Genomic DNA, 23,364 nt, shown 5'->3' on the forward strand with positions numbered 1-23,364 from the left:
GGTGAGCCGGGTGCAGATTCCGGACGGGGCTTTAACCGGCCGGGCGTGTCCAGGCGCGGACGGCCAGCAGCCCGGTCGTGCCGAGGTCGAGGTGGGGCGTCACCACCACAGGATCCGCGCCCTGTACCGCCCGCACCCTGACGTACGGGACGTCGACGGCATCCCCGGATCCGGTGGTGTTGCGCCACATCAGCCCGGAAAGGGCGCTCTCACCCGGCTTCAGGACCACCGGGCGGGCCGGCTCGTCGAACCCGGTGCCGGTGGCGATGCCGCCGCTGCCCTGCACGATCCGGACGCCCTGGACGGGTGAGCGGTTCTTGTCCAGCAGCTCAAGGAGCGGGTAGCCGTCGAGTGCGTAGTCGCTCTTCCCGCAGTTCTCCAGGTGCAGGCCCACCACCCGCAGGCCCATCGCGGCGTCGCCGTCGTCGGCGGTGACACGGATGCCGGAGGGCGGGCACTGGCCGGCCTCGGGTGGCGCTTCGGCGGCGGGCACCTTGGTCACCTGGGACACCTTGACGCGGGTCACCCCGCCCGCCCCAGGGGTGCCCCGGCCCAGCCGGACTGTGCCCCGCACGGTTGCACCGGGGGCGACCGAGCGCACCGTCTCCTTGGTGTTGGCCATGACCTGACCGCCGTCGGTGGTGAAGTCGAAGAAGATCGTGTAGGCCAGCGCCTCCGTGCCGCCGTTGGTGACTTCGTAGGCCGCCGTGATGCCGGGGCCGCCGGCGGGGAGGGGGTCCGCGTGGACGCTTGACCCGTCGGAGCCTGGGCCCGGTTGGGCGGAGGGAAAGGTGACCGAGGTGATCCGGACACCGTCCTCGGGCACGCGCGTGGTGGGTGGCCGGGCCGCCGGGGCGCCGCACGCCGTGAGCAGCAGGAGTGCGGTGAGGGCCGGCAGAAGGGATTTGGTTGTGGGCATGCCGCCACCCCATCAGGGAGGCCTGTGCCGGGCCATGGTGTGGGCCACACTCCCCGTCACAGGCGTGTCACGGATGGCCGTCGGCTGAGGCCCCGCCGCGGCCCGCGCGGGCCCCGGTTCCCGGTTCCCGGCTGACCGGCAGCACTGCGGACATCGCTGCCCCCTCCCCGAAGCGTCCTGCGTGCGGAGCCACCCGGTGAGTGGTGGCTCAAGCCGAGTTCCACTCGTCGCTGGGCAGCGAATGCCAGAGGTCGAGCCAGCCGCGGAGGAGGAAGAGCGGGCGGGTCAGGGTGGTGTCACCGGCCCGCTGGGACCGGATCGCCAGGCCCAGGTCGGCGAAGACGGGGTCGCCGGGGACGCTGTACCTCAGGCTGCCGGGCCGGGTCGTGCGGTGGACGAGCCAGTCCTCCACACGGGCGGGCGCGCAGCCGGTCAGCGGGGCCGCGTCCAGTCTCACCTGGGGGCCGGTGAGGGCGTTCACGGCGACACATCCCAGGCGGCCGTCGCGGAACATGGCCCTGATCCCGCTCTGGGTGAAGTCGGCGTAGTCGAGCTGGTCTTCGCCGTGACGGGAGTAGGAGGAGACGGCCGGACGTTCGCCCAGGGCCCCGGTGATCTCCTCAAGGGTCATCCCGAAGTGCAAGGGTCCGACCCCTACGTACGGCGTGAACGTCCACTCGGCACGCTCCTCCTCCCGGGCGATCCGCCACGGGCCGCAATACCCCGCCCCGCTCCCGGGGGCGGCCACGGGCGGCTCGGGTGCCGGCCCGTATGGGGCCGCCGGTGTGTACCCGTTCCACTCCTCACACCGACGGGCCATCCACTCCGCAGCCGCAGTGTCCTCGGGATGCTCCTCCAGCCAGCGGACCGCCGCCTGCTCCCCGCACCCGCGGGGGTGATCCCCAGTCGCGCCCGAAGTCGAGGGCGGAGTCTTCCTGCTCCCCGCACTCGCCGGGGATGTCCTCCTGCGCAGGGGCGGGGCTTTCGTCAGGCCGTGCCCCCGGGCAGAGAGCGAGGGCAACTCCGTGGAATGCTGCATCCCGCGCACCCAGGGGGATGGCCCTTTGCCTGAGTGGTTGGCTCCGGAAGTCCTTCGGGGGTTGATCATGCTGCCAGGGCGGCGGAGGATTCTTGCCGGTGATCTGTGGTGTGCCGGTCGAGTCTGGCTGGCAGATCGTCAAGGTCGGAGGCGGTGAACTTCCACTGGAACGGCTGTGCCGTGGCGTTGTAGCGGTCTTCGAAGACTCGGAGTCGGTCCCCGACCTGGGCAAGGTCGGTGAAGTCGTTGGGCGAGACGACCTTGCGTTCGCTCGAGCGGGAATTCGCGCCCGGTCAGGACCGATTCGGGTCGGGGTGCACCACCACGAAAAGCGACCAGGCGGGCGCGGTCGGGTCGTCCGGGCGGGCGGCGAACTCCTCGAGCAGGGCTCGGAGCCGGGTCTGGAACTCCTCCATCTCCGTCGGCGGCAGGCGCAGCCCGAGCCGGGTGCTGTCGACCTCGGCCGCAGGTGCGAGCGTCAGTTCCTCCAGGAACGCGTCGAGCATCGACCGGTCGTGCGCGGCCGCGTCGAGCTGCCAGGATTTCCGCGTCGCCAGATAGGGGATCTCCCGTGCGCCGCGCGCGCCGCGTCGCTCCTCCTGGGCCTTCAGAAAACCGGTGCGCACCAGCGTCCTGGTGTGGTGCAGCACGCTGGCGGGATCGCGGCCGAGGATCGCCGCGATCTCCTTGTTGGTGCGCGCCTCACCGAGGCAGATGCGCAGGATACGCAGGCGGAGCGCGGAGGCGAGCGCCTTCGCCTCCTCGTCGGTCGCCGGCCGGCGTTCGGTCATGGTCAGCAGCCTACTGAAGGATCGGGGAGGACAAGTGATTGACAAAACCCAATCATTCTTCCACGGTAGTTTCCCATGACTGCTCCCGAGCCCTCGCCCGACCGGCCGGCCAACCGCGGCGGACTGTGGCGGCACGCCGACTTCCGTCGACTGTGGGTCGGTGAGACGGTCAGTCAGTTCGGGGCCATGGTCAGCCAGTTGGCGCTTCCTCTCGTCGCCATCCTGGTGCTGCACGCCAGCACCTGGCAGGTCGGGGTGCTGGCGGCGTGCGAGACCGCGGCGTTCGTGGCCGTGGGCTTGCCGGCCGGCGCGTGGGTGGAGCGGATGCGCTTCCGCTGGGTGCTGATCGTCAACAACCTGGTTCGGGCTGCCCTGCTGGCCTGGGTTCCGGTGGCTCATCTCCTCGGTGTGCTGACGATCGAGCAGTTGTACGTGATTGCGCTCGCCACCGGGGTGAGCACGGTCTTCTTCGACGTGGCTTACCAGTCCTACCTGCCCCAGCTGATCGACCGGGAGCTGCTGGTCGAGGGCAACGCGAAGCTCCAGGCCAGCGAGTCGGTCAGCCAGATCGCGGGCCCGAGCCTCGGCGGCGCGCTGATCCAGGCGCTCACGGCGCCCTACGCGGTGCTCGTCGACGCGGTGAGCTTCCTGTGGTCGGCCGCGTGGGTGATGCGGATCGAGGTCCGGCCGCCGCGCCCCGAGCGCAGCCCCGATTCCAACCTGCTCCGGGAGATCCGCGACGGTCTGCGGTTCGTGCTCGGCAACCGGATACTCCGCGCCATCGCCATGTGCACCAGCTCCGCGAACCTCTTCGGTTCGGTGATCTCCGCCGTCTTCTACGTGCTGCTCGCCCGCCAACTGCGGCTCTCGCCGGGCGTCATCGGCCTGCTCACCTCGACCGCGGCGGTGGGTGGCCTGATCGGTGCGCTGGCAGCCGGACGATTCGCCGCGAGGGTCGGCCAGGGCCCGGCCATCTGGATCGCGAGCGCGGTCGCCGGACCGTGCGCGCTGGTCACCCCGTTCGTGCAGCGCGACTGGACAGTGGGGCTGCTCGCGGTAGCGCAGATCGCGATGTGGATGGGCATCGTGGTCTACAACATCAACCAGGTCAGCTTCCGGCAGGCGTTGTGCCCGCCCGGGCTGCTCGGCCGGATGAACGCGACGATGCGGTTCCTGGTCTGGGGCACGATGCCCTTCGGGGCGCTGCTCGGCGGCCTGCTCGGCTCGACGATCGGCGTCCGCGGCACGCTGCTGGCCGGGGCGGTCGGCCAGTCACTCACCTTCCTGCCCGTATTCCTGTCGCCGCTGCGCCGGATGCGCGAACTGCCGTCCCACGCGGAGCCGGCGACGGAGAGGGACCCCGCCGCCGGCCCGTTGGTGCCGAGCCAACCCTGAGAAGGAGACGATTGCCTGCTCAGCACGAATCGCCCGCGGTGGCGGATGGCCAGGCCAGCGAGCCCGGAACAGGCGATGCGGGCGTGGGAGGTCACTTCTGGTCGAGGGGGACTTGGTCGACTGTGGCACGGCGGGCAGGGGCCCATGCTGCCCGGTCGCCGTGCCGGGTGGCACGGCAGACTCCTTCCGGTAAGATCCACTTCTGCTGATCGGCCTGTCTGCCTTGCCCGTTGCTGCCGCCCGCCCGATCGTCCTGACCGCCTCCGAGCGCCACCGGTTGAAGAAGGCTGCCCGGGGCCATAAGACTCCCTACCAGGTCCGGATGCGCGCGCAGGTCGTGCTGCATGCCGCGCGGGGACGTTCCAACGCGCGCACCGCCCGCGAGACCGGCCTGCATGTGGACACCGTGCGCAGGTGGCGGGGCCGGTTCGCCGCACAGGGCATGTCCGGGCTGGCCGGCCGCGACCGTTCGGGCCGCCCGCCCTCCTTCAGCGCGCTGCAGGCCGCCCAACTCAAGGCCCTGGCCTGCCAACTGCCCGCCGAAACAGGGGTTCCGCTGTCCCGCTGGTCGTGCCCTGACCTGGCCCGCGAGGCCGTCGAGCGGGGTATCGCTGCCGTCCTTTCGGCCTCCACCGTGCGCCGCTGGCTCAAGGACGACGCGATCAAGCCCTGGCAGCACCGCTCCTGGATCTTCTTCATCACCGACCCCGGCTTCCGCGCCGGGGCCGCCCGCGTCCTGGACCTGTACGCCCACACCTGGCAGGGCGAACCGCTCGGCCATGACGAGTACGTGATCAGCGCCGACGAGAAGACCTCCATCCAGGCCCGCTGCCGCTGCCACCCCACTCTCGCCCCCGGCCAGGCCCGGGCGATGCGCGTCAACCACACCTACGGCCGCGGCGGAGCCGTGGCCTACCTGGCCGCCTACGACGTCCACCACGCGCAAGTGTTCGGACGCACCGAACCGCGCACTGGCATCGTCCCGTTCATGAACCTGGTTACCCAGGTCATGAGCCAGGAACCGTACGCCAGAGCGAAGCGCGTGTTCTGGATCGTCGACAACGGCTCCTCCCACCGCGGCAAGAAGGCCGTCGACCGACTGACCGCCGCCTACCCTAACGCGGTGCTGGTGCACACCCCGGTGCACGCCTCCTGGTTGAACCAGGTGGAGATCTACTTCTCCGTCGTCCAGCGCAAGGTCGTCTCGCCCAACGACTTCACCGACCTTGCCCAGGTCGGGGACCGACTCCGAGTCTTCGAAGACCGCTACAACGCCACGGCACAGCCGTTCCAGTGGAAGTTCACCGCCTCCGAACTTGACGATCTGCCAGCCAGACTCGACCGGCACACCACAGATCACCGGCAAGAATCCTCCGCCGCCCTGGCAGCATGATCAACCCCCGAAGGACTTCCGGCGCCAACCACTTAGCGCTAACGGCTGGTCCATTGATGCCCGAGGCCGACTTCGGAGCCTCCTTCGATGCCCACTTGGGGGCACGACCCCAGGCAGGGCGGCAAACATGCAGGTCAGTACGCGAATCAGCGTGAAGGCTGCCCGTCACTTTCCGGCGTCGAGGGGTTCGCCGTGGCGGTGTCAGTGTGGGAGGTGAGCAGGTGGAGGACGTTGGCATCCGCGTGGGTGCGTCCGTCGGAGCCAGCTGACGAGCGTTCTGGTCGGGGTGGTTAGGACGACATGATGAATCGCAGGGCGAGGCCGGAGGCGGTGATCCAGTAGGTGACGCGGGCGCCGTCGTCGAACGACACCTGGCCGGGCAGGCTGACGTTCGCCGGGTCGCTCGGCTTGCTGCCGGGGTTGGGGCCCTGGAGGCTGAGGGGAAGGGTGTTCGTGTCGTAGGTGTCCATGTGGCCGCCGCTGGCCAGGAGAGCCGCGTACGCCTTCTCACCCGGAGCGAGGGTGGGGGGCGCGTCCTTGCTGTCCTTGATCACGGCGATCGGGGCCCTGGCGTAGGGGAACCTCAGGTAGGGGTATTCGTAGAGGTTGCACTTCTTGTCACCGGTGTTGGTGACCGTGAGGAGGAGGTGCCTGACGGGCTTGCCCTTCTCGTCCTCGTTCGTGGCGGAGAACGCGAGGTCGCTCACCGCACACGCGGCAACCGCGGCAGGCGCAGTGGGGGATGCCGCCCCGGTGGTGGGGGCGGTGGGGGTTGGCCCAGCGAGGGTCGGCGCAGTGGGGGAGGGCTCGGTGGACGAGGGCACACTGGCGGTGGGCGCAGCGGGAGAGGCCGCATCGGCCGTGGGCGTGGTGAGGGAGGCGGCGGCGGGTGGTGGTGCGGGGTGCCGGTGGGACTTTGGGCCGCCGAGGGTCGTGGTCAGGCCGAACGCGATGGCTGCGACCAGTGCAACGGTGCCTCCCGCGAGTGCGGAGTGTCGGCGACGGCGCCGGGAAACGGCCCGGCGCCGGACATCCGCGCCCGTCGTCGGCGTGGGGCTGGCGGCGCTGTCGGCCAGCTCGCGCAGGGCGGAGGACAGGTCATCGGCCACGGTCTTCCTCCTTCTCCTCGCTACGTCCACCCACTACTGCGACCTCACTCGCTGGTAGCAGCTTGGCGAGGGCTGCGCGACCGCGTGACAGGCGGGCCTTGACCGTACCGGTCGGTGCGCCGGTCTCGGAGGCTACTTGCTCCACACTGAGGTCACACAGGTGGTGCAGCACTATCGCCAGGCGCTGGGCCTCCGGGAGCTGTCGCAGCGCCGCGACAAGGGCGACGTGCTCGGGACCGGGTCCAGGGGTGTGATCGGGTAGCGGGGTGCGGCGTACCAGCTCCAGCCATCGCCGCGCCCGCCGCCAGTGGCTGACCGCGAGGCGCATCGCGACGGTGCGGATCCAGGCTTCGGGGGACTCGGCGGCAAGGAAGTCACGCCGCCGGTCCCAGGCACGTATGAAGGCTTCCTGAACAACGTCCTGGGCCTGGCCATGGTCACCGGTGAAGGAGTACACCTGGCCGACGACACGCGGGAACGCCGACGCGTAGAACGCGTCGAACTCGTCCTCCGTCAAACCGCCCCCCTCGGTCCCAAAAATTTTCCGATCCGCATGCAACCCGCTGACTCATGGCGTGCGTACAGGTCGTGTACAGCGAAGAACACCACATAGGGGGCTCTGTTGACCAGCGGAAACAAGGCAATCAGGACGGGGGCGGCCGCGGCCGTCCTCGGTGCGCTGCTGCTCGCGGCCACGGCATGCGAGCCGAGCGGGGCCGACGTATCGGGCGACTCCAAGACCTCGGAGCAGCCGAGCGCGACGAACTCGCCGAAGGCGGGGGAGACCCCTTCTCCGAAGCCGAGCGAGGCTTCGGCGAAGGGCGGGGGTGGTTCGGCGAAGCCCAGCGGCGGTTCGGGCAATGCCGGCGGCGACGCCGGTAAGGGCGACGGCGCCGCGGTTGCCGCGTGTGCGGTGAGCGACCTCGCGTTCTCCGCCACGAACGAGGACGAGAAGGGCAAGCCCGTCAGGCACCTCCTCCTCACGGTCACCAACACCGGTGACAAGAAGTGCAACCTCTACGAATACCCCTACCTGAGGTTCCCCTACGCCAGGGCCCCGATCGCCGTGATCAAGGACAGCAAGGACGCGCCCCCCACCCTCGCTCCGGGTGAGAAGGCGTACGCGGCTCTCCTGGCCAGCGGCGGCCACATGGACACCTACGACACGAACACCCTTCCCCTCAGCCTCCAGGGCCCCAACCCCGGCAGCAAGCCGAGCGACCCGGCGAACGTCAGCCTGCCCGGCCAGGTGTCGTTCGACGACGGCGCCCGCGTCACCTACTGGATCACCGCCTCCGGCCTCGCCCTGCGATTCATCATGTCGTCCTAACCACCCCGACCAGAACGAAAGGGAGGGTCGCCCCGTTGGCGCGGCGACCCTGGGACCGTAAATCGGGCAGGTCACAGGGCTGGCGTGCTGGACCGTCGGGGTGCTCACGCTGGTCGTGGGCGGCAGTGCGGGGAGAAGATCGTCCGGCGGAGCGGTCGATTCGCCGGTTCCTGCTCGCTGTAGCCGGACGGCCTTCTACCATCCGATGCATGTTGGATCCCGAGCTGCTGGAACGGATTTCTGCGCGGCGCGCGGAGCTGGACGAACTCGAAGAACAACTGGCCAAGCAGTTGGCGAAGGTACGGGCCGAGCGAGACGAGCTCGCTGTCGCCGAACGAGTCCCTGAGCGGGTCAGCGAGCAACTCGCCGATGAGCGCGCCTCGGCCGCGCCGGCGCCCGGGCAACGGATCCATCCTCGTTGACGTGGAAGCCGGCCGGGGCGGCCACACCTGACGGGTGTGCGGCTGCCGACATGCACGGCAAGGCCGCCGGGACTTGGCTGGAAGCGGTCTGATCCATCAGGCGTCTCGCCGCCGGAGCCCAGTCGCCAGGCGGGAGAGTCACATGAAGAGCAAGACGAAGACCAGGGCGAGCCGTTTCGCGGTACCCGTCGCCACCGCATCACTCATCGCGGCGGGAATCATTGCTCCATCCACAGCCACCGCCGAGGACACATACGTCTATGTGGTGAACCAGAGCACCCACATGGTGGCGGAGGTGTTCGCGCACAACACCGACGAAGGTGGTGCGATAGTCCTGTGGGCCAACTATGGCGGCCAGAGCGAGCAGTTCAAGGTGGAACCCCAGGGCGACGGCTGGTTCGGGCTGGTCGCCAAGCATTCCGGCAAGTGCCTGGGGCGCACGCTCGACACCACGAAGAACACAGTGCTCCAGCAGGAGTGCTCGGGGCTGTCGAGCAACCCGATCGGTACGCGCAACCTCTGGAGAACACAGGAAATCCCGAAGACTGCGAGTGACTGCGCCAACCCCAACCAATGCTTCGGCGGCTCCCGCACCGTCATCCAGAACCAGTACGGCGGCGGCCGGTTCTGCTTGGACGCGGACAACGGACGAGCCCCGAATCCACCCGTTCAGGGAGCCCGACTGCAGGCGTGGCCCTGCATCACGAAGTACAGCGGCTGGAACGCGGTCAACCAGGACTGGCAGCTCGTGAACGTGCAGGACTGGGGAACCGGCCCCCACGTGCATTGACACTGTGCCCGCTGCACCCGCTTCAGGACTTCGTGCGGAGCTTTTGAAGGAATCGCTGGAAGGTGGTGTGCACCTCGCTGCCGCCGGTCAAGGGGGCGCCGTGGGCGAAGCCGACTGCCCGGAGGTCCTGCGGAATGCCGAACACCGCACGGAGGGCCGCTTTGACTTCCACCGCCTGCTCGGCCTGCCCGCGGGCGGCTAGAGCCGCAAGCCGCCGACGCGGGGGTGGCTGATTTCGTGTTCCTGACTTCTTACGGGAGCCACGGATAGCGTCACGTTCCGGGGCCTCGGCGCCCTGTGCACGAAAACCTGGACGTCGGGATGGTGGCAATGAGTCTTGAGAGCGCGGCCAAGGCCGAGGCGGCGGCACGCCGCTACTACGGGACGGGTGATGTCGACGCCTTCTACGCCGCGGTGTGGGGCGGCGAGGACATCCACACCGGCGTGTACGCCCATGAGCACGAGTCGGTCGCGCTCGCTTCCCGGCGGACGGTGGAGCTGGCGGCCGGGAAGGTCGCCGACCGCCTCGGCCCGGGTAGCACCGTGTTGGACCTCGGCTCCGGTTACGGCGGGCCGACCCGCTACCTGGCCGGGCGGTTCGGCTGCAAGGTGGTGGCGCTGATCATCAGCGAATCGCAGAACGAGCGGCACCGCCGGGCCAATGCCGAGCAGGGCCTGGACGGGCTCATCGAGGTCGTCACCGGATCCTTCCAGGACATCCCGTACCCGGCCGGGTACTTCGACGTCGTGTGGTCGCAGGAGGCCTTCTGCCACAGCGGCGACCGGAACCAGCTGCTGGGCGAGGCAGTACGCGTCCTCGAACCCCGGGGAGACCTGGTCTTCACCGATCTGATGGCAGCCGACACGGCCCCTCCCGACGCGCTGCGTGCTGCCGTGGCCCGCCTCGACGTGGACGGGTTCGCCACGCCCGGCTTCTACCGCCGGACGATCGCCGGACTCGGCCTGACCCGCATCGACTTCGACGACCGCAGCGACCAGACACTCACCCACTACCTCCGCCTCACCGAGGAGACCGCCCGACGCGCGAAGGAACTCGCCGGCGTCATCAGCCCCGCCTACGTGCAGGGCCTCCTGCAGAACCTCCCACTCTGGGTGGAAGCCTGCCGGAAGGGCCTCACGAGCTGGGGAATCTTCCACTGCCGCCGCCCCTGAGAGCAGCCGCCCGTCCAGCGGAGGCACCAGATGGGACCGGGTTGCAGCGCACGACGACGACCCCGCAGACGCAGGCGTCGTGAGGAGGCCTTCGGCGCGGGCGCCGAAGTAGCAGGCCATGTAGGCGCCGCAGCGGGACCTTGCCGTAGGGTGCACGAAAGTGGATCTTGTTCGTTCATGATCACACCTTGTGGGACGTGGAGATCTGACGAAAGGCCAGTGGGCCCGGCTTGAGCCGCTGCTGCCGCAGGGCATCAAGCCGGGCCGGCCGCAGGTGTGGCCGTGGCGGCAGCTGATAGACGGCATACGGTGACGGACCCGTACCGGTGCTCCGTGGCGGGACGTGCCCGAACGCTACGGGCCGTGGGACCGGGCCTACAACCTGTTCCGCCGCTGGCAGCGGGACGGAATATGGGCCCGCGAGGTGGATCTTGGTGGTCAGCCCGCCGCGTCCGAGTCCGTGGTCGGCCACCGACAACGCCTCCTACTCCGACATCGTGTTCGGGATCTTCAAGATCCTGGGCTACAACTTCAGCCCCCGCTTCAAGGACCTGGACGACCAGCAGTTCCGGCGGGCCACGATGCCCGGGGTGGAGGCGGGGACGTACGGGGTGCTGGAGCCGCTCGCCCGCAACCGCGTCAACCTGAAGAAGATCGAGACGTGGTGGCCTGACATGCTCCGGGTCGCGGGCTCCCTGGTCACCGAACAGGTCCGCGCCTACGACCTGCTGCGGATGTTCGGCCGCGAGGGTCACCCCACGCCGCTGGGGCAGGCGTTCGCGGAGTACGGTCGGATCGCCAAGACCGAGCACCTGATGCGGATGGCCGACCCGGTGGATGACACCTACCGCCGTCAGACGAACCGGCAGCTCACCGTGCAGGAGTCCCGGCACAAGCCGGCCCATGACGTGTGCCACGGCAAGCGCGGCACCATCCACCAGGCGTACAGCGACGGCATGGAGCACCAGCTCGGCGCGCTCGGCCTCGTCCTCAACGCCATCGTGCTCTGGACCACGAAGTACATCGACGCCGCCGCCCAGCTCCGCGCCGAGGGCCACGAGCTGCGGGACGAGGACATTGAGGTGGCGATCGGTGGCGCTGGGAGAGCCGGGATCTCACACGCGATCGGGCCGCATTGGCGGTAGAGCGTCACGAATGCCCGAACTGTGACGCGCCTGCCGGCTCCGCCTGTCGCACCCGCGGCGGGAAGACCGCCGCGAAGTACCACACCCCCCGCTTCGTCCTCGTCCCCGCGCTCCGCGGGGAACTCGAAGTCCTCGTCCCCACCGACCGCCACCCCGTGCCCGCGTGTGGAAGCAGGGCCCGGCGCTCGCCGTCGTGCCCGCGCCCCGCACCGAGCGCCCGGTCCGCATCGGGTACGCCAGGACGTCGACGGCCCGGCAGGAGCTGGCGAGCCAGCTCGAAGCACTCCACCGTGCGGAGTGCCACAAGGTCTTTCAGGAGCAGATCAGTACCCGCGTGAAGATCCGGCCCGAGCTGGAGAAGGCGCTCGCCTTGGCCCACCAGTTCAAGGAGGCCGCACCCGAGACGCCCGTCATCCTCACCGTCCACGAGCTCAAGCGCCTCGCCAGGAACGCGGCCGAGCTGATGACGCTGTCCGCCGAGCTCCAGGCCGGCGGCATCCAGCTCGAACTCCTCACCGGACCGCTCACCGGCATCTACGACCCACGGCATGGGCGCCATGTTCTTCGCCGTGCTCGCCGTCGCCGGGCAGATCGAGCGCAACCACATCCGGGAGAAGACCCTCGAAGGCCAGGTCATCGCCGCGTCCAAGGGCAACCACGGCGGACGCCCGAAGGTCATCGACGACGACATGCTCACCTTCGCCGTCGCGACCAAGGACAAGGGCGTCCCCGTCCCCGAGATCGCCAGAAGCTGACCATCTCGACCGGGAAGAACGCGGGCAAGTCCCCGTCGGTCGCTTCGCTCTACCGGGTGCTCGCGGAAGCCGAGGCCGCCGCGGCGGATGACGGCCTGTCCCTGCGGCCCAAGCCCGTACGCATCCGCCGGCCCGAGGACCCGCTCACCCCCGAGGAGATCGACCTCCGCGAACGCCTCCAGGCCCAGTCCCACCCGAACACGGAGACCCGCAGTTAGATCCCGTGATCGTTCTAAGCGCCAGCGGCTGTACGGGGGTCCCCAAGGGCGCACGCCCCTACGAGGCGGTGGTGACCTCCTTGTAGTCGATCACGGCAGCCAGCTCCTCGTACTGGAACCACTGCGGATCGGTCGCAAGCTCTCGCACCCGCCTGACGAATGCTGTCCATGCCGGATGAGACTGGAGCTGAGTGGCGTGCATCCAGAAGGTGACCGCGATTTGAGTCATCCCTGACGCCTCTTCGGCACTGCGCGTTCTCAGCCCATGCGGTCAGGATGCCGTTTAGCTGCTCGGGCTGGATCAGGCGTGCGCACGGGATCACCGTCATCGCGGTGAGGCTCTCGGCGATGCGCCAGCCGCCGGCCGAGGCCAGGATGGGCGCCAGGAAGTCGGTGAAGTAGGCGGAGGGCCGCCGCTGGATGACAGTGGCCTGCTGGGTCGGGTACAGCTGTGCGAACTTACTGCCCAAGGCAGGGATGCGGTCTCGAACAGCGTCAACCCCGGCCAGGGCAAGCACAGAAGCCATTGCGGGGTCCAGGAACCCGGAGGCGGAGGCGTCGGTGGGGAGGGCTCGCCTGCGCTCGACGTAGGTGCCGATCTGTTGGCACACCGTCTCATCCAGGGCGTCCACGAACACGTCGAACGCGCCCAGGCGTGCGATCGTCTTCAGCTGCTGTTCGATGGCAGCCTGTTGAACGTGATCATCGCCTTGGTAACCGCCTCCCGCACGGCAACCCGGTCGTGCTGGGCGAAAGCGATCAGGCAGAGCGCGTGCCGCATAATTCGGGGCGCAGCTTCCCGGAGTCAGCCTCAGCCAAGCACCGCAATAAATCGTCAAGGTCCATGAGCGTCAAGTGTGCCGGCCCCGGCCCGGCATCCCGGCGGGCGTTCGCGCCTCAGCGCTCCAGCTGCCCCGCTCAACCGGGATCCACAGCTGGGAGTCGGTCTCGGCGCCGATCTCGACCGGCTGCGTCCGCAGCAGCTCCGGCCCCGGCCGGCTCACGTACGGATTCGAGGGGAACCACTGCGTGAACACGTCCCGCCACAGTTCCTGGAGGGCGCTCGGATACGGTCCGTGGTTGTCAAAGACCGCCCACGTCCCGGCAGGCACGTCGAGAGCGTCGAGCTCCTCGGCTGCCACATCGCGGCCGGTCACCACACCGATCCAGTAGTCTGCCTCGGCGCCCTCCTCCCGGCTGTCGGTCAGGTACACCACCGCGGACAGAATCCCGTCCGGCTCTTGGCCGGTCAGCTCTTTCATCCGTACGATTGCCTGCTTGTCCAGGCTTTCCGCGTGCGCCGCGGCGGCTGCGTTGAGCCCCTCGTGTACGAGCGGGAGCCGGGCCTTCTTGCCGACGACCCGGAACGACTCCTTCTCCACGATGCGGTAGCGCATGGCCGTACTCCCTTCGACGACGACACGGAAGGACATGCGCGACTGCGCCGTGAGCGTCGCACCCGTGCGCCGGGCCTCGCCCGGCCCGATGCCGTGCACCGATCGGAACGCCCGGGCGAACGCCTCGCCCGAGCTGTACCCGTACCGCACTGCGATATCGAGCAGCGTCAGGTCCCCGGCGAGCACCTCGGCCCCGGCGAGTGTCATTCGCCGCCGCCGCACGTAGACCGGGAGCGGCATCCCGGCGAGCGCGGAGAACAGCCGCCGGAAGTGGTGCTCCGACACCGCGGCGATCCGGGCTGCCTCGGCCATGTCGACCTCCCGGTCGAGGCAGGCTTCCAGGTGGTCCAGCGCCTGATTCAGCCGCTCCAGCACGTGTCTCCGTCCTTTCTTCTTGCGTCTCCACCTTAGGAACGCCCACCCTGCCAAACAGCCGCACGCAGCCGCAGAAGCCACAGCGGTCGGCACCCGAGCCCAAGCCGGAGTCGCCCGCCGCCGCGGCGCCCTGCCGGCCATCGGCGCTGCGATCCGGGGCACCGACCGGGTCATCCGCCGACTGCGGGGCGAGGGCAGGAGCGGTCCGCTGAGGGCCGGCGGCCCGACCGCGCGACCATCAGGCCGCCTTGCTGGAAGTAGAGAAGACTTGATCGAGTCCCGCCCGACAAAACCGGTACGGGAATTATCGGGCCGGAGCCCTGGCCTTACCTGAGGCTGACACCCATGACTGAAATTGAGGGATTCTGCGAGCCGCGGTTTGCCGCGGTCCGTGATGCACTGGCGACTTTGCTCAGCAAGGACGACGTGGGCGCGTCAGCGGCCGTCTACATTGACGGCGAGCCGGTGGTTGACATCTGGGGCGGGTACGCCGACGCGGACCGTTCCGTCAGCTGGGAGCGCGACACCATCGTCGGCGTGAACTCGACGAGCAAGAACATGACTGCACTGTGCGCGCTCGTCCTGGCCGACCGGGGCGAGCTCGATCTGTCCGCGCCGGTCGCCGCCTACTGGCCCGAGTTCGCTTCGGCCGGCAAAGAGGACCTGCTGGTACGGCACGTGCTGTCACACACCGCAGGGCTGCCTGACCTGACCGGACCGACCGCGGTCGAGGAGCTCTACGACTGGGCGGGAACAACGGCGGGGCTGGCCGCGCAGGCGCCCGAATGGGAGCCGGGAGCGGCGGCCGGCTATCACGCGCTCACTTTCGGCTTCCTTGTGGGTGAGATCGTCCGTCGCATCACCGGCCGCAGCCTTGGTGACTTCTTCGCCGATGAAGTCGCCAAGCCGCTGGGCGCGGATTTCCACATCGGGCTCTCTGCGGAACATGACTCCCGTGTCGCACCGCTCATCCCGCCCCCGTCACTGACCGACGAGTACGCCTCCAGTGCGCCACCCGGACCGGACGGCGTACGCCGGGAGTACACCGGTGTCCTGGTCCAGGTCAAGGACGCCAACTCTGTGGCCTGGCGCCGTGCGCAGATCCCAGCGGTAAACGGCTTCGGCAACGCCCGGTCCGTCGCCCTCGTCCAGTCGGTACTGGCAAACCAGGGTTCGGCCGGCGGTGTGCGACTGCTGTCCCCTCAGGGTTGCGAGCCCGCGTGGCAGGAGTTGTTCCACGGTGAGGACCGTGTCCTGCGGACGCCGATGTCCTGGACCGCTGGTTTCGGCAAGTTCGGTAACACCTTCGGATGGGGCGGATGGGGCGGCTCACTGGTCATGAGCGACCCGGGCTCGCGCATGACGGTGGCTTACGCCATGAACCAGATGATCGACCGGGACCGGCAGGAGGACAACCGCGGCATGGAGATCATCATGGCCGCCTACAGCGGACTGCACTGAGCAACTGGGCGGCCGAGGCTGCCCTTGTTCCCTCTCCCGCTCGAATATTCGCAAGTCGCGGGGCCACCGCCAGTCACGCTCGACGGCCGGCCCCGACGGACGTCGATGCCGAACGGCCGTTTTTCACCGCGCCCCGGCGATTCCCTGGATGGTTGCCGTCTGACGTTCGTCCGTCCGCTGGGCTGGGGGCGCCGCGAGCGGACCAGGTTCGAGCCTGTTGGTCATGTCCAGCTCGAACCGGCCGTAGGGGTTCACATGGGTCCAGAACAGCGGGGACAGGGCCCTCCGGTCGGCATCGGTGAGCCGCTTCTGCCACTTCTCCTTGCTCAGGATGTCTTGGAGGAGCAGGGTGTTGACGTGCACCAGCGCTGACTGGAGCAGGTGCAGCGCCGGCATGGAGACCTCCTGGGACTCCTTGTCGGAGCCGGTCAGGTCGCCGTCCTTGCCGTAGAACAGGTCGTGGTTGGGCACTGTTCCCGTTCTCCACGACCTGGAGCCCGTCGTTGATCTCGCGGCGTAGCTCCGCGTCGGTGAGGTAGTCGCAGATGAACGCCGTGCGCACCGCACGCCCGAGTTCCTCGATCGCGCGGTAGGTGGGGTTTTTGGGCCCGCCGCGGGTGAAGCGCCGCAGGACTTGTTCGGCTTCGGCGGTGCCCAGGCGAAGGGCGGTGGTGTACTTCACGATCTGGTCGTACTGCTGGCGGATCAGGTCCCAGTCGATCGTCTTGGTCGACAGTACCGACGCCAGGTTCGGCCACGTCTCGTCCTGTCCGGCCGCCGGCCGGTACAGGCGGGCGGAGCCGACGTTCTTCAGCCGGGGCAGCAGGTTGAAGCCGAGCATGTGGGCGGTGGGCGAAGGCGAAGCCGACGATGGAGGCGCCGTGCGTGTCGGTGTACTGCCGGTCGACCTCCACGTCCGTGCAGTGCCGTAGCACGCCCTCGATCATCGCGGCGACCTCGGAGGCCGAGCAGAACTTGAGCTGGCTGTAGACGCACAGCTCCAAAACGGACTTGTCACTTCGCCGTAGCTTCGGGAGAACAGGGCCTACCCGAGGGTGGGCGTCCAGACAATCCTCAGCCTGCCGGCCACAGGTCAGCTCCTGCGTCACCCCGTCGCCGCGGAACGCGGCATCCCGCGGCCTGAGCAGTGGAACCCGGCATCCACCCGACGCGGCAGCCAGGCCCTCAACCCGCGCACACCGAGAACCCCACCCGAACAAACCGAAAGGTCCGCCGAAAAGCTGACGGGCCCTCACGAAAGATCGAGGCCAGAGCTCACCTTCCGCACTCCCGGGTCAAAGCCGTCCCCAGCAGCTCGACGCGATGCGAAGTCGTCCGGGCGCTCACACCGATTATGCCGAAGATGAGATCACGGCCCATCGTCGCGCCCACCAGCGTATTGACCGGGCCGAACGAGGCCGCCATCGGCGTGACCGCGGTTCCGGCCACGGCCTTCGCCTCCTGGAGCGACGCGAGGAAGGCCGGGACGTCGGCGGGCCGGATCAGCGGGCCGCTCGACCCCACCCGGAGGCCGCAGCCACCCGTCATCATCGACACTCCGCGCTCCAGACACGCCTGGGCGCACACTTCCGGCAGCGACGCGGGACGGTCGGCCGCCACGACGAGGAACCCGCCTTCGCGCAGGTACGGCACCAGCGCCTCGCTGGTCATGATGGTCTCCATGGCAGCGGTCGGCTCCGCTTCGGGGAGGCGCTCACGCACCCACTCGCGGGCCACATCGACCTTTGCCCGTCCGACGTCACAACGTCGGTAGAGGTACTGGCGGTTGAGGTTCTCCAGCGCGACCCGGTCGCCGTCCACGAGCGTGAGTCCGCCCACGCCCGCACCCACGAGCTCGGCCAGCACCGCGCCGCCGATGCCGCCGACGCCGAGAACGGTCACGTGCGCCGCGCGCAGGCGTTCCTGTGCCACGCCGGCGTCCAGGCCCAGGGCCGCGAAGTACTCGACCTGGTTCCGCCAGGCGGACGACTCCCACGAGCGGTCGAACGGTGCGACGACGAGGCGGAGCCGAAGGAGCGTGCGCACGATGGCGTCCGTGTTCCCTCCCCTCGGCACCGGGAGGCCGAGCGGGTCGTCGGAGACCGCTTCGAGCCATGCGAACATCGCTTCGGGGCAGCGCCGGACCAGCAGTACCTCGTCGGAGAAGACGCGCAGCTCGTCGCCGTCGCGGGACCAGGTCGCCGCAGGCGAGAGCACGTAGCGGTCGCTTCCGTCAGCCATCCCTGGCCTTCCTTCATAGCGAGATCACCGTTTGCCGGGGGTCATGGAGAATCGGCGCTCCAGCTGAACCGGGGAAAGCGCACGGCGTCCATCGGCGGCCAGGGCCGGCCCGCCAGTGCCTCTCGCTGCAGCCAGTGGCCCCGGAGCCGCAGCAGCGGCAGGACCGGGCACTGCTCGCGCGCCGCTCGCCGCAGCTCATCGGCAGCTTCCTCGTCGTCCGGGTCCTCGGACAGCCGGCGCAGCAGCGGCGCGAGGACCGGATCGCGGCGTGCCGGGTCGAGCAGGTCCAGGGCTCCGATCGGATCCTCGAAGAGCGGGCCCCGCAGGGCGAGGAGCAGGTCGAAGGACTGGGCCGAGCCCGAGACGAAGTCGGCGGGTGCCAGCTCGACCTCGACGCCGAGGTTCTCGTTCAGCTGGGCCGCGACCTCTTCGGCCACGTCCAGGTTGGGGTAGTAGTCCCAGTACCCCAGGCGCAGGCGTTCACCGGTGCCGGCGGTGCTGGGCGGAGCCTCGACGTGGTGGTCGGGCGCCGCCGACTCCACGCCGTTCCAGCACCGGGCGACCAGGCGGTCGTAGCGGAGCGCGCCGAGGAGCCTGCGGCGGAACTCCGGGTCGCCCACCGCCGACCGGCTGCCGGGGACGGCCTCCAGGCACATCTCGATCCCGGTCGGTGCCGTGTGGAACGCCCCGCTGTCCGCGAAGTCCGGAACGCGGTCGAGCGGAAACGCCGTCGCGCACGTCACGTCGGCCTCGCCCCGCCGGAACCGCTCCGGGGCGCCGTGCGGATCCCGGCGCACGAGCACCTGCACGGGGGGCGTGCCGGCCCTGACGGGTTCGAGCCAGTACTCGTCGTCGGAGGTGCGCACGGCACGCTCGTACGCGCCCGAGGACAGCTGTCCGCACGGCGAGACCGGAGCGAGGTCGACGCTCTGGAGCAGGCCGGGGAGGTGCGGCGCCGGGCGGCGAAGCTCGATGACCAGCGTGTCCTTCGAGGTGTGGACCGCGCGGATGTCGATCAAGAACCGCTGGAGCGACGGCACCGTGAGCGCGGTCCGGATCGCCCGGGCGTGATCGCTCGCACGCACCGGGCTCCCGTCGGAGAAGGACGCGTCCCGCTGGACGCGGTAGTGCTGGCTGAGTCCGTCGTCCGTGCACCACAGGAGGTCGAGCCTGCTGTGCTGGCTCGCCGAGGCGAACCAGCGGCTCAGGTAGTCGCCTCCCGTGGGTCCGTGCCACCGGATCGGGTCGTCGTCCACCTCGACGACGACGGGGCGCGGGGCGCTCACGTGGCCGGGAGGGGGCTGTCGGCCACCGGCGGAGTCCGCCCGGGGGCGTCCGGCGAGGCGTCGATCCGGGCGCACAGTCCCGCCACCGCCGTGGCGACCTCGCGCAGCCGTCCGGGGGCGACCTGGGCGAGGAGTGCCTCGCGCTCCTCGCTCCCGCGCGGCATGAGCGCCTTGAACATCTTGGCCTGCCCCGGCGTCAGACGGAGGGTCGACACCTCCGCCTCGCTCGCGCGGTACACGACCACGACGGTCGGACGGTCCAGCTCCGGCTCCCAGGTGATCTCCCGCGGGTCGGAGACCATCGCGACGACGTCGACGTCGAGGTCCGCGGTCAGGAAATGCGGCTTCTCCCCCACGACGGCGGGCCGCCGGTACACGTTGACGAGTTCTTCCTCGACCTCGTCGCCACGGAACCCCGCGAGCATCGAGTCGTACGTGAACAGCGCCCTGGCGGTGCGCGCGTGCGCGCCGTCCAGCTTCGCCAGGATCTCACCGAGCGCGTCCTCGACCGGCATGTCGGACCGCTCCAGGAGTGCGTCGATGACTTCCACGTACGTGAGCCCCGCGCCCTGCTTCAGGAACCGCAGCAGGTGGTAGTAGCGGCGCGTGAAATACCTGGAAAGGCGCAGCACGTCCTGGTAGTACTCGTATTCCCGGTTTCCGCTGCGGATGAAGCTGAAGCCGGTGAAGATCTCGGCTTCTTCCTTGATGAGCGCGCGGACGTCCGGCGGGAGGAAGGTCCCCATGACGTCGAGTTCGCCCTTGAGCGGTTCGAGTTCGGCCCGGTACTCACCGGTGATCTCGGCGCCGGGGAGCGGCTGGAGCACGCTGAGGTCGCTGTTGACAGCCCCGTAGGCGATCGCGTCGAACACGACCTCCAGGGACTTCTCCAGGTCCTCGGCGGCTTCTTCCGGGTAACCGACAATCGTGTTCGTCTCGAACTGGATGCCGACTTCCTGGGCGGACCGGAAGAACTCGTAGGTCCGCTTCGTCGAGGGCATCTTCAGCATGGACTTGAGGATCTTCTCCGATCCCGCGTCCGTGCCGCAGAAGATGTTGAAGCACCCCGCGTCGGCCATCCGCCGCAGAAGGGACGGATTGACGTTGTCCGGCCGGACCGCGCAGCCCCACTCGAAGATGTCGTTGTGCTCCGCGAAATAGGAGACGAACTCGTCGAGGTACGTGCGCTTGTTGGCGAAATTGTCGTGCAGGAAGTTGAACTGGGTGACCCCGTAGGTGCGGTGCAGGAACCGCAGCTCTTCGAGGATGACCGCGGGGTCCTTGATCCGGAAGTCGCGGTCCCAGAACGTCGACGTCATGCAGAACTTGCACGAATAGGTGCACCCGGAGCCGATGTGCACATCGAAGATGTGCGGGGTCGAGAGCCGGATGTAGTCGCCCATCGGGACGGCGTCGTACGCCGGCATCGGCACGAGGTTCAGGTTCGTGGTCGGCTGCGGCCCGCTGGACACCACCTGGCCGTCCACGCACGACCAGAAGCCGCGCACCTCGGCGGGATCGGTCCCGTCGGCGAGGGCGTCCGCGAGAGCGGTGATCGCGAGCTCTCCCTCGCCGCGGCACACGAAGTCGACGCAGTCGGCGAAGCGCGGGAGGGCGTCGGGGAAGACGCCGAACGTCCCGGGTCCGCCGAGCACCACCGTGACACCGGGCCGGAGCTGCTTGACCCGGCGCCCGATGAGGAGGCACGACGGGAGGGTGTCCGCGAGGCAGGTGAGGCCGAGCACGTCGGGGTCGGCGGCGAGCAGACGCTCACAGGTCTGGTCGAGCCAGTCGGCGTCACTCGGTTCGAAGACGCCGATCCGGTGCTCGTACTCCAGGTCGACGACGACGGTGGGGTGGCCGTGCGCCCTCAGGGGAGAGGCGATGCAGAGAAGTCCGAGAGGGACGAAGAAAGGGGAATTGGTGTCGGAATTGATCAGGGGCCGACCCAGCGTCACGCGAACATTCCGCGTGGACGTCCGGACCGACACCTGGCCCTCCCCGGCGAACGAGAGGGCCAGTCGTTTCGGAGTCGCCATCGGATGTGATTAGCAGCGCCGCGCGACGATGGCACCGAGTGTGGCCGACGACAGGGAGATGAGCTCCACGTCGTCGACGAGGTCGAACCCCTCGCCATCGGTGAAAAGCACCATGTCCGGCTCGGCCTCGGTCATCGCGATCACCGGACTGTCCTGCAGTTCCTGCATCATCGTTGTCCCTTCTTCACCTGGACTGGCACCAACCTCTTCATCCCACCCAGTTCTTGAGGTCCTGTCAATGGTGCGTGCATACATGGCCCGGCACGGCGTCCGAAGCCGCTTCCCGGCGGCGGACGGAGGGACCGCCGCCGTCCGTTGGATTCCGCTTCTCCCGCGCCCGCCAACGCCTTGGGCCGCGAATTCCCTGGCCAGAAACCTTGTCGCGGCGGAGTGAGAGGGAGTATCCACCCACTCTGGATGGAGGGCGCCCCAAGGTGCGGCAACCACCAGCAGTCCGAGCGATCTGGGCGATTTCACACGGCTGAAGTCCCGCTCCGGGCACGCGCTCCGGCTCTCCGCCGGCCGGCGGATGCGGTGTCTTCCTGCCTCTTGTGGGGCTTGATCAATGCTGGGTAGGGTGCTTCGGGTCCGGAATACTGCCAAACGGGGAGGCCGGACATGGCCGGTTTTCCACTCTGTGGCGCAAAAAGATCGAGCACCGGAATCCGCGGGCTGCGGAAGCCGATTCGGTGATCACACCCTTCAGCCGGCATCGGCCCCCCATGTTGATGTTTCTTCCGTTATGGGACGTTCGGAACGGAGCTAGGATTGTGACGTCTTCGCAGGCCAACGTTCCCGATCTGGAATCCACGGCAATCCCGTACTTTCCGATGCCCCGGGCGTCCGGCTGCCCGCTGGATCCGGCACCCGGGCTCGCCGAGCTGCAGGAACGGGCGCCGCTGGTCCGGGTCCGGCTGTGGGACGGCAGCACCCCGTGGCTGGTGACCCGGCATGCGGAACAGTGCGCGCTGCTGTCGGACCGCCGGGTCAGCGCGGACTGGATGCAGCCGGGCTACCCGTTCCACACCCAGTTCCTGCGCGACCACCACGGCGAGGGCCAGTTCCTGACCGCCATGGAGGGCCCCGAGCACCTCCGGCTGCGCCGGATGATCGCCCGGCCGTTCACCCCCCGCATGGTCGAGAAGCTGCGGCCGACGATCCAGCAGGTCGTCGACGAGCGCATCGACGCCCTGCTGGCCGGCCCGAAGCCGGCGGACTTCGTGTCGGAGTTCGCCCTGCCGATCCCGTCCAGGGTCATCTGCCACGTGCTGGGCGTCCCCTACCAGCACCACGACTTCTTCCACCGCGCCATCAGGGCGGTGACCGAGAGCGACGTCCCGGCCGACGTCGCGAGCAAGTCCGAACGCGAGCTGTACCACTACTTGGCCAAGCTGATCGGCCACAAGCTCGCCCGCCCCGATGACGGCCTGCTGTCCCAGCTCGCCACCGAACGGCTGGCCACAGGCCAGCTGAACCGGCACGAACTGGTGATGCTGGTCCTGTTCCTGCTGATCTCCGGGCACGAGACCACGGCCAGCATGATCGCTCTGGGCACGCTGGCCCTCCTGCTCCATCCCGACCAGATCGCCGTGCTGCGGGACGCCGACGAGGCCGGAGTGGACGGGGCCGTCGACGAGCTGCTGCGGTACCTGACCACCGTCCAGCCCGGCCGCCGCCGCGTGGCCGTGGAGGACATCGAGATCGCCGGACAGCTGATCCGCGCCGGCGAGGGCCTGATCCTCCCGGAGGAGATCGGCAACCGCGACGCGAGCGTGTTCCCCGACCCGGAGAAGCTGGACCTGCGCCGCGACGCCGGCCAGCAGCTCGCCTTCGGGTTCGGTGTGCACAAGTGCACCGGCCAGCCGCTGGCCCGCCTGGAGCTCCAGGTCGTGTTCACCGCCCTGTTCCGGCGCATCCCCACCCTGGCCCTGGCCGTCGACCTCGACAGCCTCCCGTTCATGGACGACGGTCTCGGGTACGGCCTCAAGGGCATGCCGGTGAGCTGGTAAGTGAACGCGACCGAGCAGGAGCCGAATCCGCCCGTGATGGTGGAGAACGTCCTTGACCACCGGAGTCACCAGGGGGG

22 protein-coding genes and 5 pseudogenes are annotated in these 23,364 nt (G+C 69.1%); 14 read left to right on the forward strand and 13 right to left on the reverse strand.

The genetic code is table 11. The annotated features are described in order from the left end of the window. Positions 1–31: 31 nt before the first annotated feature. From B4U46_RS33950 to B4U46_RS33965, 3 genes are all read right to left on the reverse strand, one after another. Positions 32–919 carry a DUF4232 domain-containing protein gene (locus tag B4U46_RS33950; RefSeq protein ID WP_079431400.1) on the reverse strand — a complete coding sequence of 296 codons (888 nt, stop codon included), beginning with the start codon at positions 917–919 and terminating at the stop codon, positions 32–34. A gap of 208 nt (positions 920–1,127) precedes the next feature. Next, on the reverse strand, positions 1,128–1,550 hold the full coding sequence (locus B4U46_RS39620; protein WP_237293241.1) for a hypothetical protein: 423 nt from the start codon (positions 1,548–1,550) through the stop codon (positions 1,128–1,130). A gap of 701 nt (positions 1,551–2,251) precedes the next feature. Beyond that, on the reverse strand, positions 2,252–2,749 hold the full coding sequence (locus B4U46_RS33965) for an ArsR/SmtB family transcription factor (RefSeq protein WP_079431401.1): 498 nt from the start codon (positions 2,747–2,749) through the stop codon (positions 2,252–2,254). A 75-nt stretch (positions 2,750–2,824) separates the two neighbouring features. On the opposite strand from B4U46_RS33965, the gene B4U46_RS33970 reads away from it, so the two are divergent. Both B4U46_RS33970 and B4U46_RS33975 read left to right on the forward strand, forming a co-directional pair. Next, positions 2,825–4,144 (forward strand): MFS transporter, encoded by a 1,320-nt coding sequence (locus tag B4U46_RS33970; RefSeq protein ID WP_079431402.1) that lies wholly within the window; start codon positions 2,825–2,827, stop codon positions 4,142–4,144. 322 nt (positions 4,145–4,466) lie between these two features. Beyond that, positions 4,467–5,537: an IS630 family transposase gene (locus tag B4U46_RS33975; protein ID WP_079431403.1), complete on the forward strand. Its 1,071-nt coding sequence runs from the start codon at positions 4,467–4,469 to the stop codon at positions 5,535–5,537. Between the two features lie 290 nt (positions 5,538–5,827). On the opposite strand, the gene B4U46_RS37755 is transcribed toward B4U46_RS33975, so the two are convergent. Both B4U46_RS37755 and B4U46_RS33985 read right to left on the reverse strand, forming a co-directional pair. After that, positions 5,828–6,244: a DUF4232 domain-containing protein gene (locus tag B4U46_RS37755; RefSeq protein WP_159036657.1), complete on the reverse strand. Its 417-nt coding sequence runs from the start codon at positions 6,242–6,244 to the stop codon at positions 5,828–5,830. Between the two features lie 391 nt (positions 6,245–6,635). Then, entirely contained in the window at positions 6,636–7,163 is a 528-nt protein-coding gene (locus tag B4U46_RS33985) for a SigE family RNA polymerase sigma factor (protein ID WP_079432177.1), read from the reverse strand. A 105-nt stretch (positions 7,164–7,268) separates the two neighbouring features. Here B4U46_RS33985 and B4U46_RS33990 point away from each other — a divergent pair, with 105 nt between their 5' ends. The 10 genes and pseudogenes from B4U46_RS33990 to B4U46_RS39635 all read left to right on the forward strand — a co-directional run bounded on the left by B4U46_RS33990 (position 7,269) and on the right by B4U46_RS39635 (position 12,479). Beyond that, positions 7,269–7,976 (forward strand): DUF4232 domain-containing protein, encoded by a 708-nt coding sequence (locus B4U46_RS33990; RefSeq protein WP_123995171.1) that lies wholly within the window; start codon positions 7,269–7,271, stop codon positions 7,974–7,976. 209 nt (positions 7,977–8,185) lie between these two features. After that, on the forward strand, positions 8,186–8,398 hold the full coding sequence (locus B4U46_RS33995) for a hypothetical protein (protein WP_079431405.1): 213 nt from the start codon (positions 8,186–8,188) through the stop codon (positions 8,396–8,398). 142 nt (positions 8,399–8,540) lie between these two features. Next, positions 8,541–9,188 (forward strand): RICIN domain-containing protein, encoded by a 648-nt coding sequence (locus tag B4U46_RS34000; RefSeq protein ID WP_079431406.1) that lies wholly within the window; start codon positions 8,541–8,543, stop codon positions 9,186–9,188. 330 nt (positions 9,189–9,518) lie between these two features. Beyond that, positions 9,519–10,361, forward strand: coding sequence for an SAM-dependent methyltransferase (locus B4U46_RS34005; RefSeq protein ID WP_079431407.1), 843 nt, complete (start codon positions 9,519–9,521; stop codon positions 10,359–10,361). Between the two features lie 190 nt (positions 10,362–10,551). Beyond that, positions 10,552–10,782 (forward strand): annotated as a pseudogene (locus tag B4U46_RS36985) (transposase); the annotation flags it as partial. Between the two features lie 46 nt (positions 10,783–10,828). Continuing rightward, a pseudogene (locus B4U46_RS34020) lies at positions 10,829–11,440 on the forward strand (Tn3 family transposase); the annotation flags it as partial. 56 nt (positions 11,441–11,496) lie between these two features. Continuing rightward, complete coding sequence (locus B4U46_RS40750) at positions 11,497–11,844, forward strand: zinc finger domain-containing protein (RefSeq protein ID WP_420543170.1); 348 nt, start codon at positions 11,497–11,499, stop codon at positions 11,842–11,844. Beyond that, positions 11,769–11,969 (forward strand): annotated as a pseudogene (locus B4U46_RS39625) (recombinase family protein); the annotation flags it as partial. The gene B4U46_RS40750 and the pseudogene B4U46_RS39625, both read left to right, overlap by 76 nt. 85 nt (positions 11,970–12,054) lie before the next feature. Further along, positions 12,055–12,261 carry a recombinase family protein gene (locus tag B4U46_RS39630; RefSeq protein ID WP_237293412.1) on the forward strand — a complete coding sequence of 69 codons (207 nt, stop codon included), beginning with the start codon at positions 12,055–12,057 and terminating at the stop codon, positions 12,259–12,261. A gap of 56 nt (positions 12,262–12,317) precedes the next feature. Further along, the gene (locus B4U46_RS39635; protein WP_237293413.1) at positions 12,318–12,479 is read left to right on the forward strand and encodes a hypothetical protein; all 162 of its coding nucleotides are present in this window, start codon (positions 12,318–12,320) and stop codon (positions 12,477–12,479) included. A gap of 851 nt (positions 12,480–13,330) precedes the next feature. Here B4U46_RS39635 and B4U46_RS34030 read toward each other — a convergent pair. Then, positions 13,331–14,251, reverse strand: a complete 921-nt coding sequence (locus B4U46_RS34030; RefSeq protein ID WP_079431409.1) for an AraC family transcriptional regulator — start codon at positions 14,249–14,251, stop codon at positions 13,331–13,333. 345 nt (positions 14,252–14,596) lie between these two features. Here B4U46_RS34030 and B4U46_RS34035 point away from each other — a divergent pair, with 345 nt between their 5' ends. Further along, positions 14,597–15,712: a serine hydrolase domain-containing protein gene (locus tag B4U46_RS34035; protein ID WP_079431410.1), complete on the forward strand. Its 1,116-nt coding sequence runs from the start codon at positions 14,597–14,599 to the stop codon at positions 15,710–15,712. Positions 15,713–15,835: 123 nt separating this feature from the next. On the opposite strand, the gene B4U46_RS39805 is transcribed toward B4U46_RS34035, so the two are convergent. From B4U46_RS39805 to B4U46_RS37760, 7 genes and pseudogenes are all read right to left on the reverse strand, one after another. Then, positions 15,836–16,183, reverse strand: a complete 348-nt coding sequence (locus B4U46_RS39805) for a Tn3 family transposase (RefSeq protein ID WP_208949828.1) — start codon at positions 16,181–16,183, stop codon at positions 15,836–15,838. A 52-nt stretch (positions 16,184–16,235) separates the two neighbouring features. Then, a pseudogene (locus tag B4U46_RS39810) lies at positions 16,236–16,553 on the reverse strand (Tn3 family transposase); the annotation flags it as partial. 43 nt (positions 16,554–16,596) lie between these two features. Then, positions 16,597–16,659 (reverse strand): annotated as a pseudogene (locus B4U46_RS39645) (hypothetical protein); the annotation flags it as partial. Between the two features lie 328 nt (positions 16,660–16,987). Further along, on the reverse strand, positions 16,988–17,953 hold the full coding sequence (locus tag B4U46_RS34050) for a ThiF family adenylyltransferase (protein ID WP_079431411.1): 966 nt from the start codon (positions 17,951–17,953) through the stop codon (positions 16,988–16,990). A gap of 41 nt (positions 17,954–17,994) precedes the next feature. Beyond that, complete coding sequence (locus tag B4U46_RS34055) at positions 17,995–19,239, reverse strand: hypothetical protein (protein ID WP_079431412.1); 1,245 nt, start codon at positions 19,237–19,239, stop codon at positions 17,995–17,997. Next, a complete protein-coding gene (locus B4U46_RS34060; RefSeq protein WP_159036655.1) occupies positions 19,236–21,197 on the reverse strand; it encodes a B12-binding domain-containing radical SAM protein in 1,962 nt (653 codons plus the stop codon). Before B4U46_RS34060 ends, B4U46_RS34055 begins: the two co-directional genes overlap by 4 nt. 90 nt (positions 21,198–21,287) lie before the next feature. Further along, on the reverse strand, positions 21,288–21,449 hold the full coding sequence (locus B4U46_RS37760) for a hypothetical protein (protein WP_159036654.1): 162 nt from the start codon (positions 21,447–21,449) through the stop codon (positions 21,288–21,290). Between the two features lie 659 nt (positions 21,450–22,108). Here B4U46_RS37760 and B4U46_RS34065 point away from each other — a divergent pair. Further along, positions 22,109–23,287, forward strand: a complete 1,179-nt coding sequence (locus B4U46_RS34065; protein ID WP_079431414.1) for a cytochrome P450 — start codon at positions 22,109–22,111, stop codon at positions 23,285–23,287. Positions 23,288–23,364 lie beyond the last annotated feature (77 nt).

The sequence above is a fragment of the Streptomyces katrae genome (genome assembly GCF_002028425.1).
GTDB lineage: Bacteria > Actinomycetota > Actinomycetes > Streptomycetales > Streptomycetaceae > Streptomyces > Streptomyces katrae_A.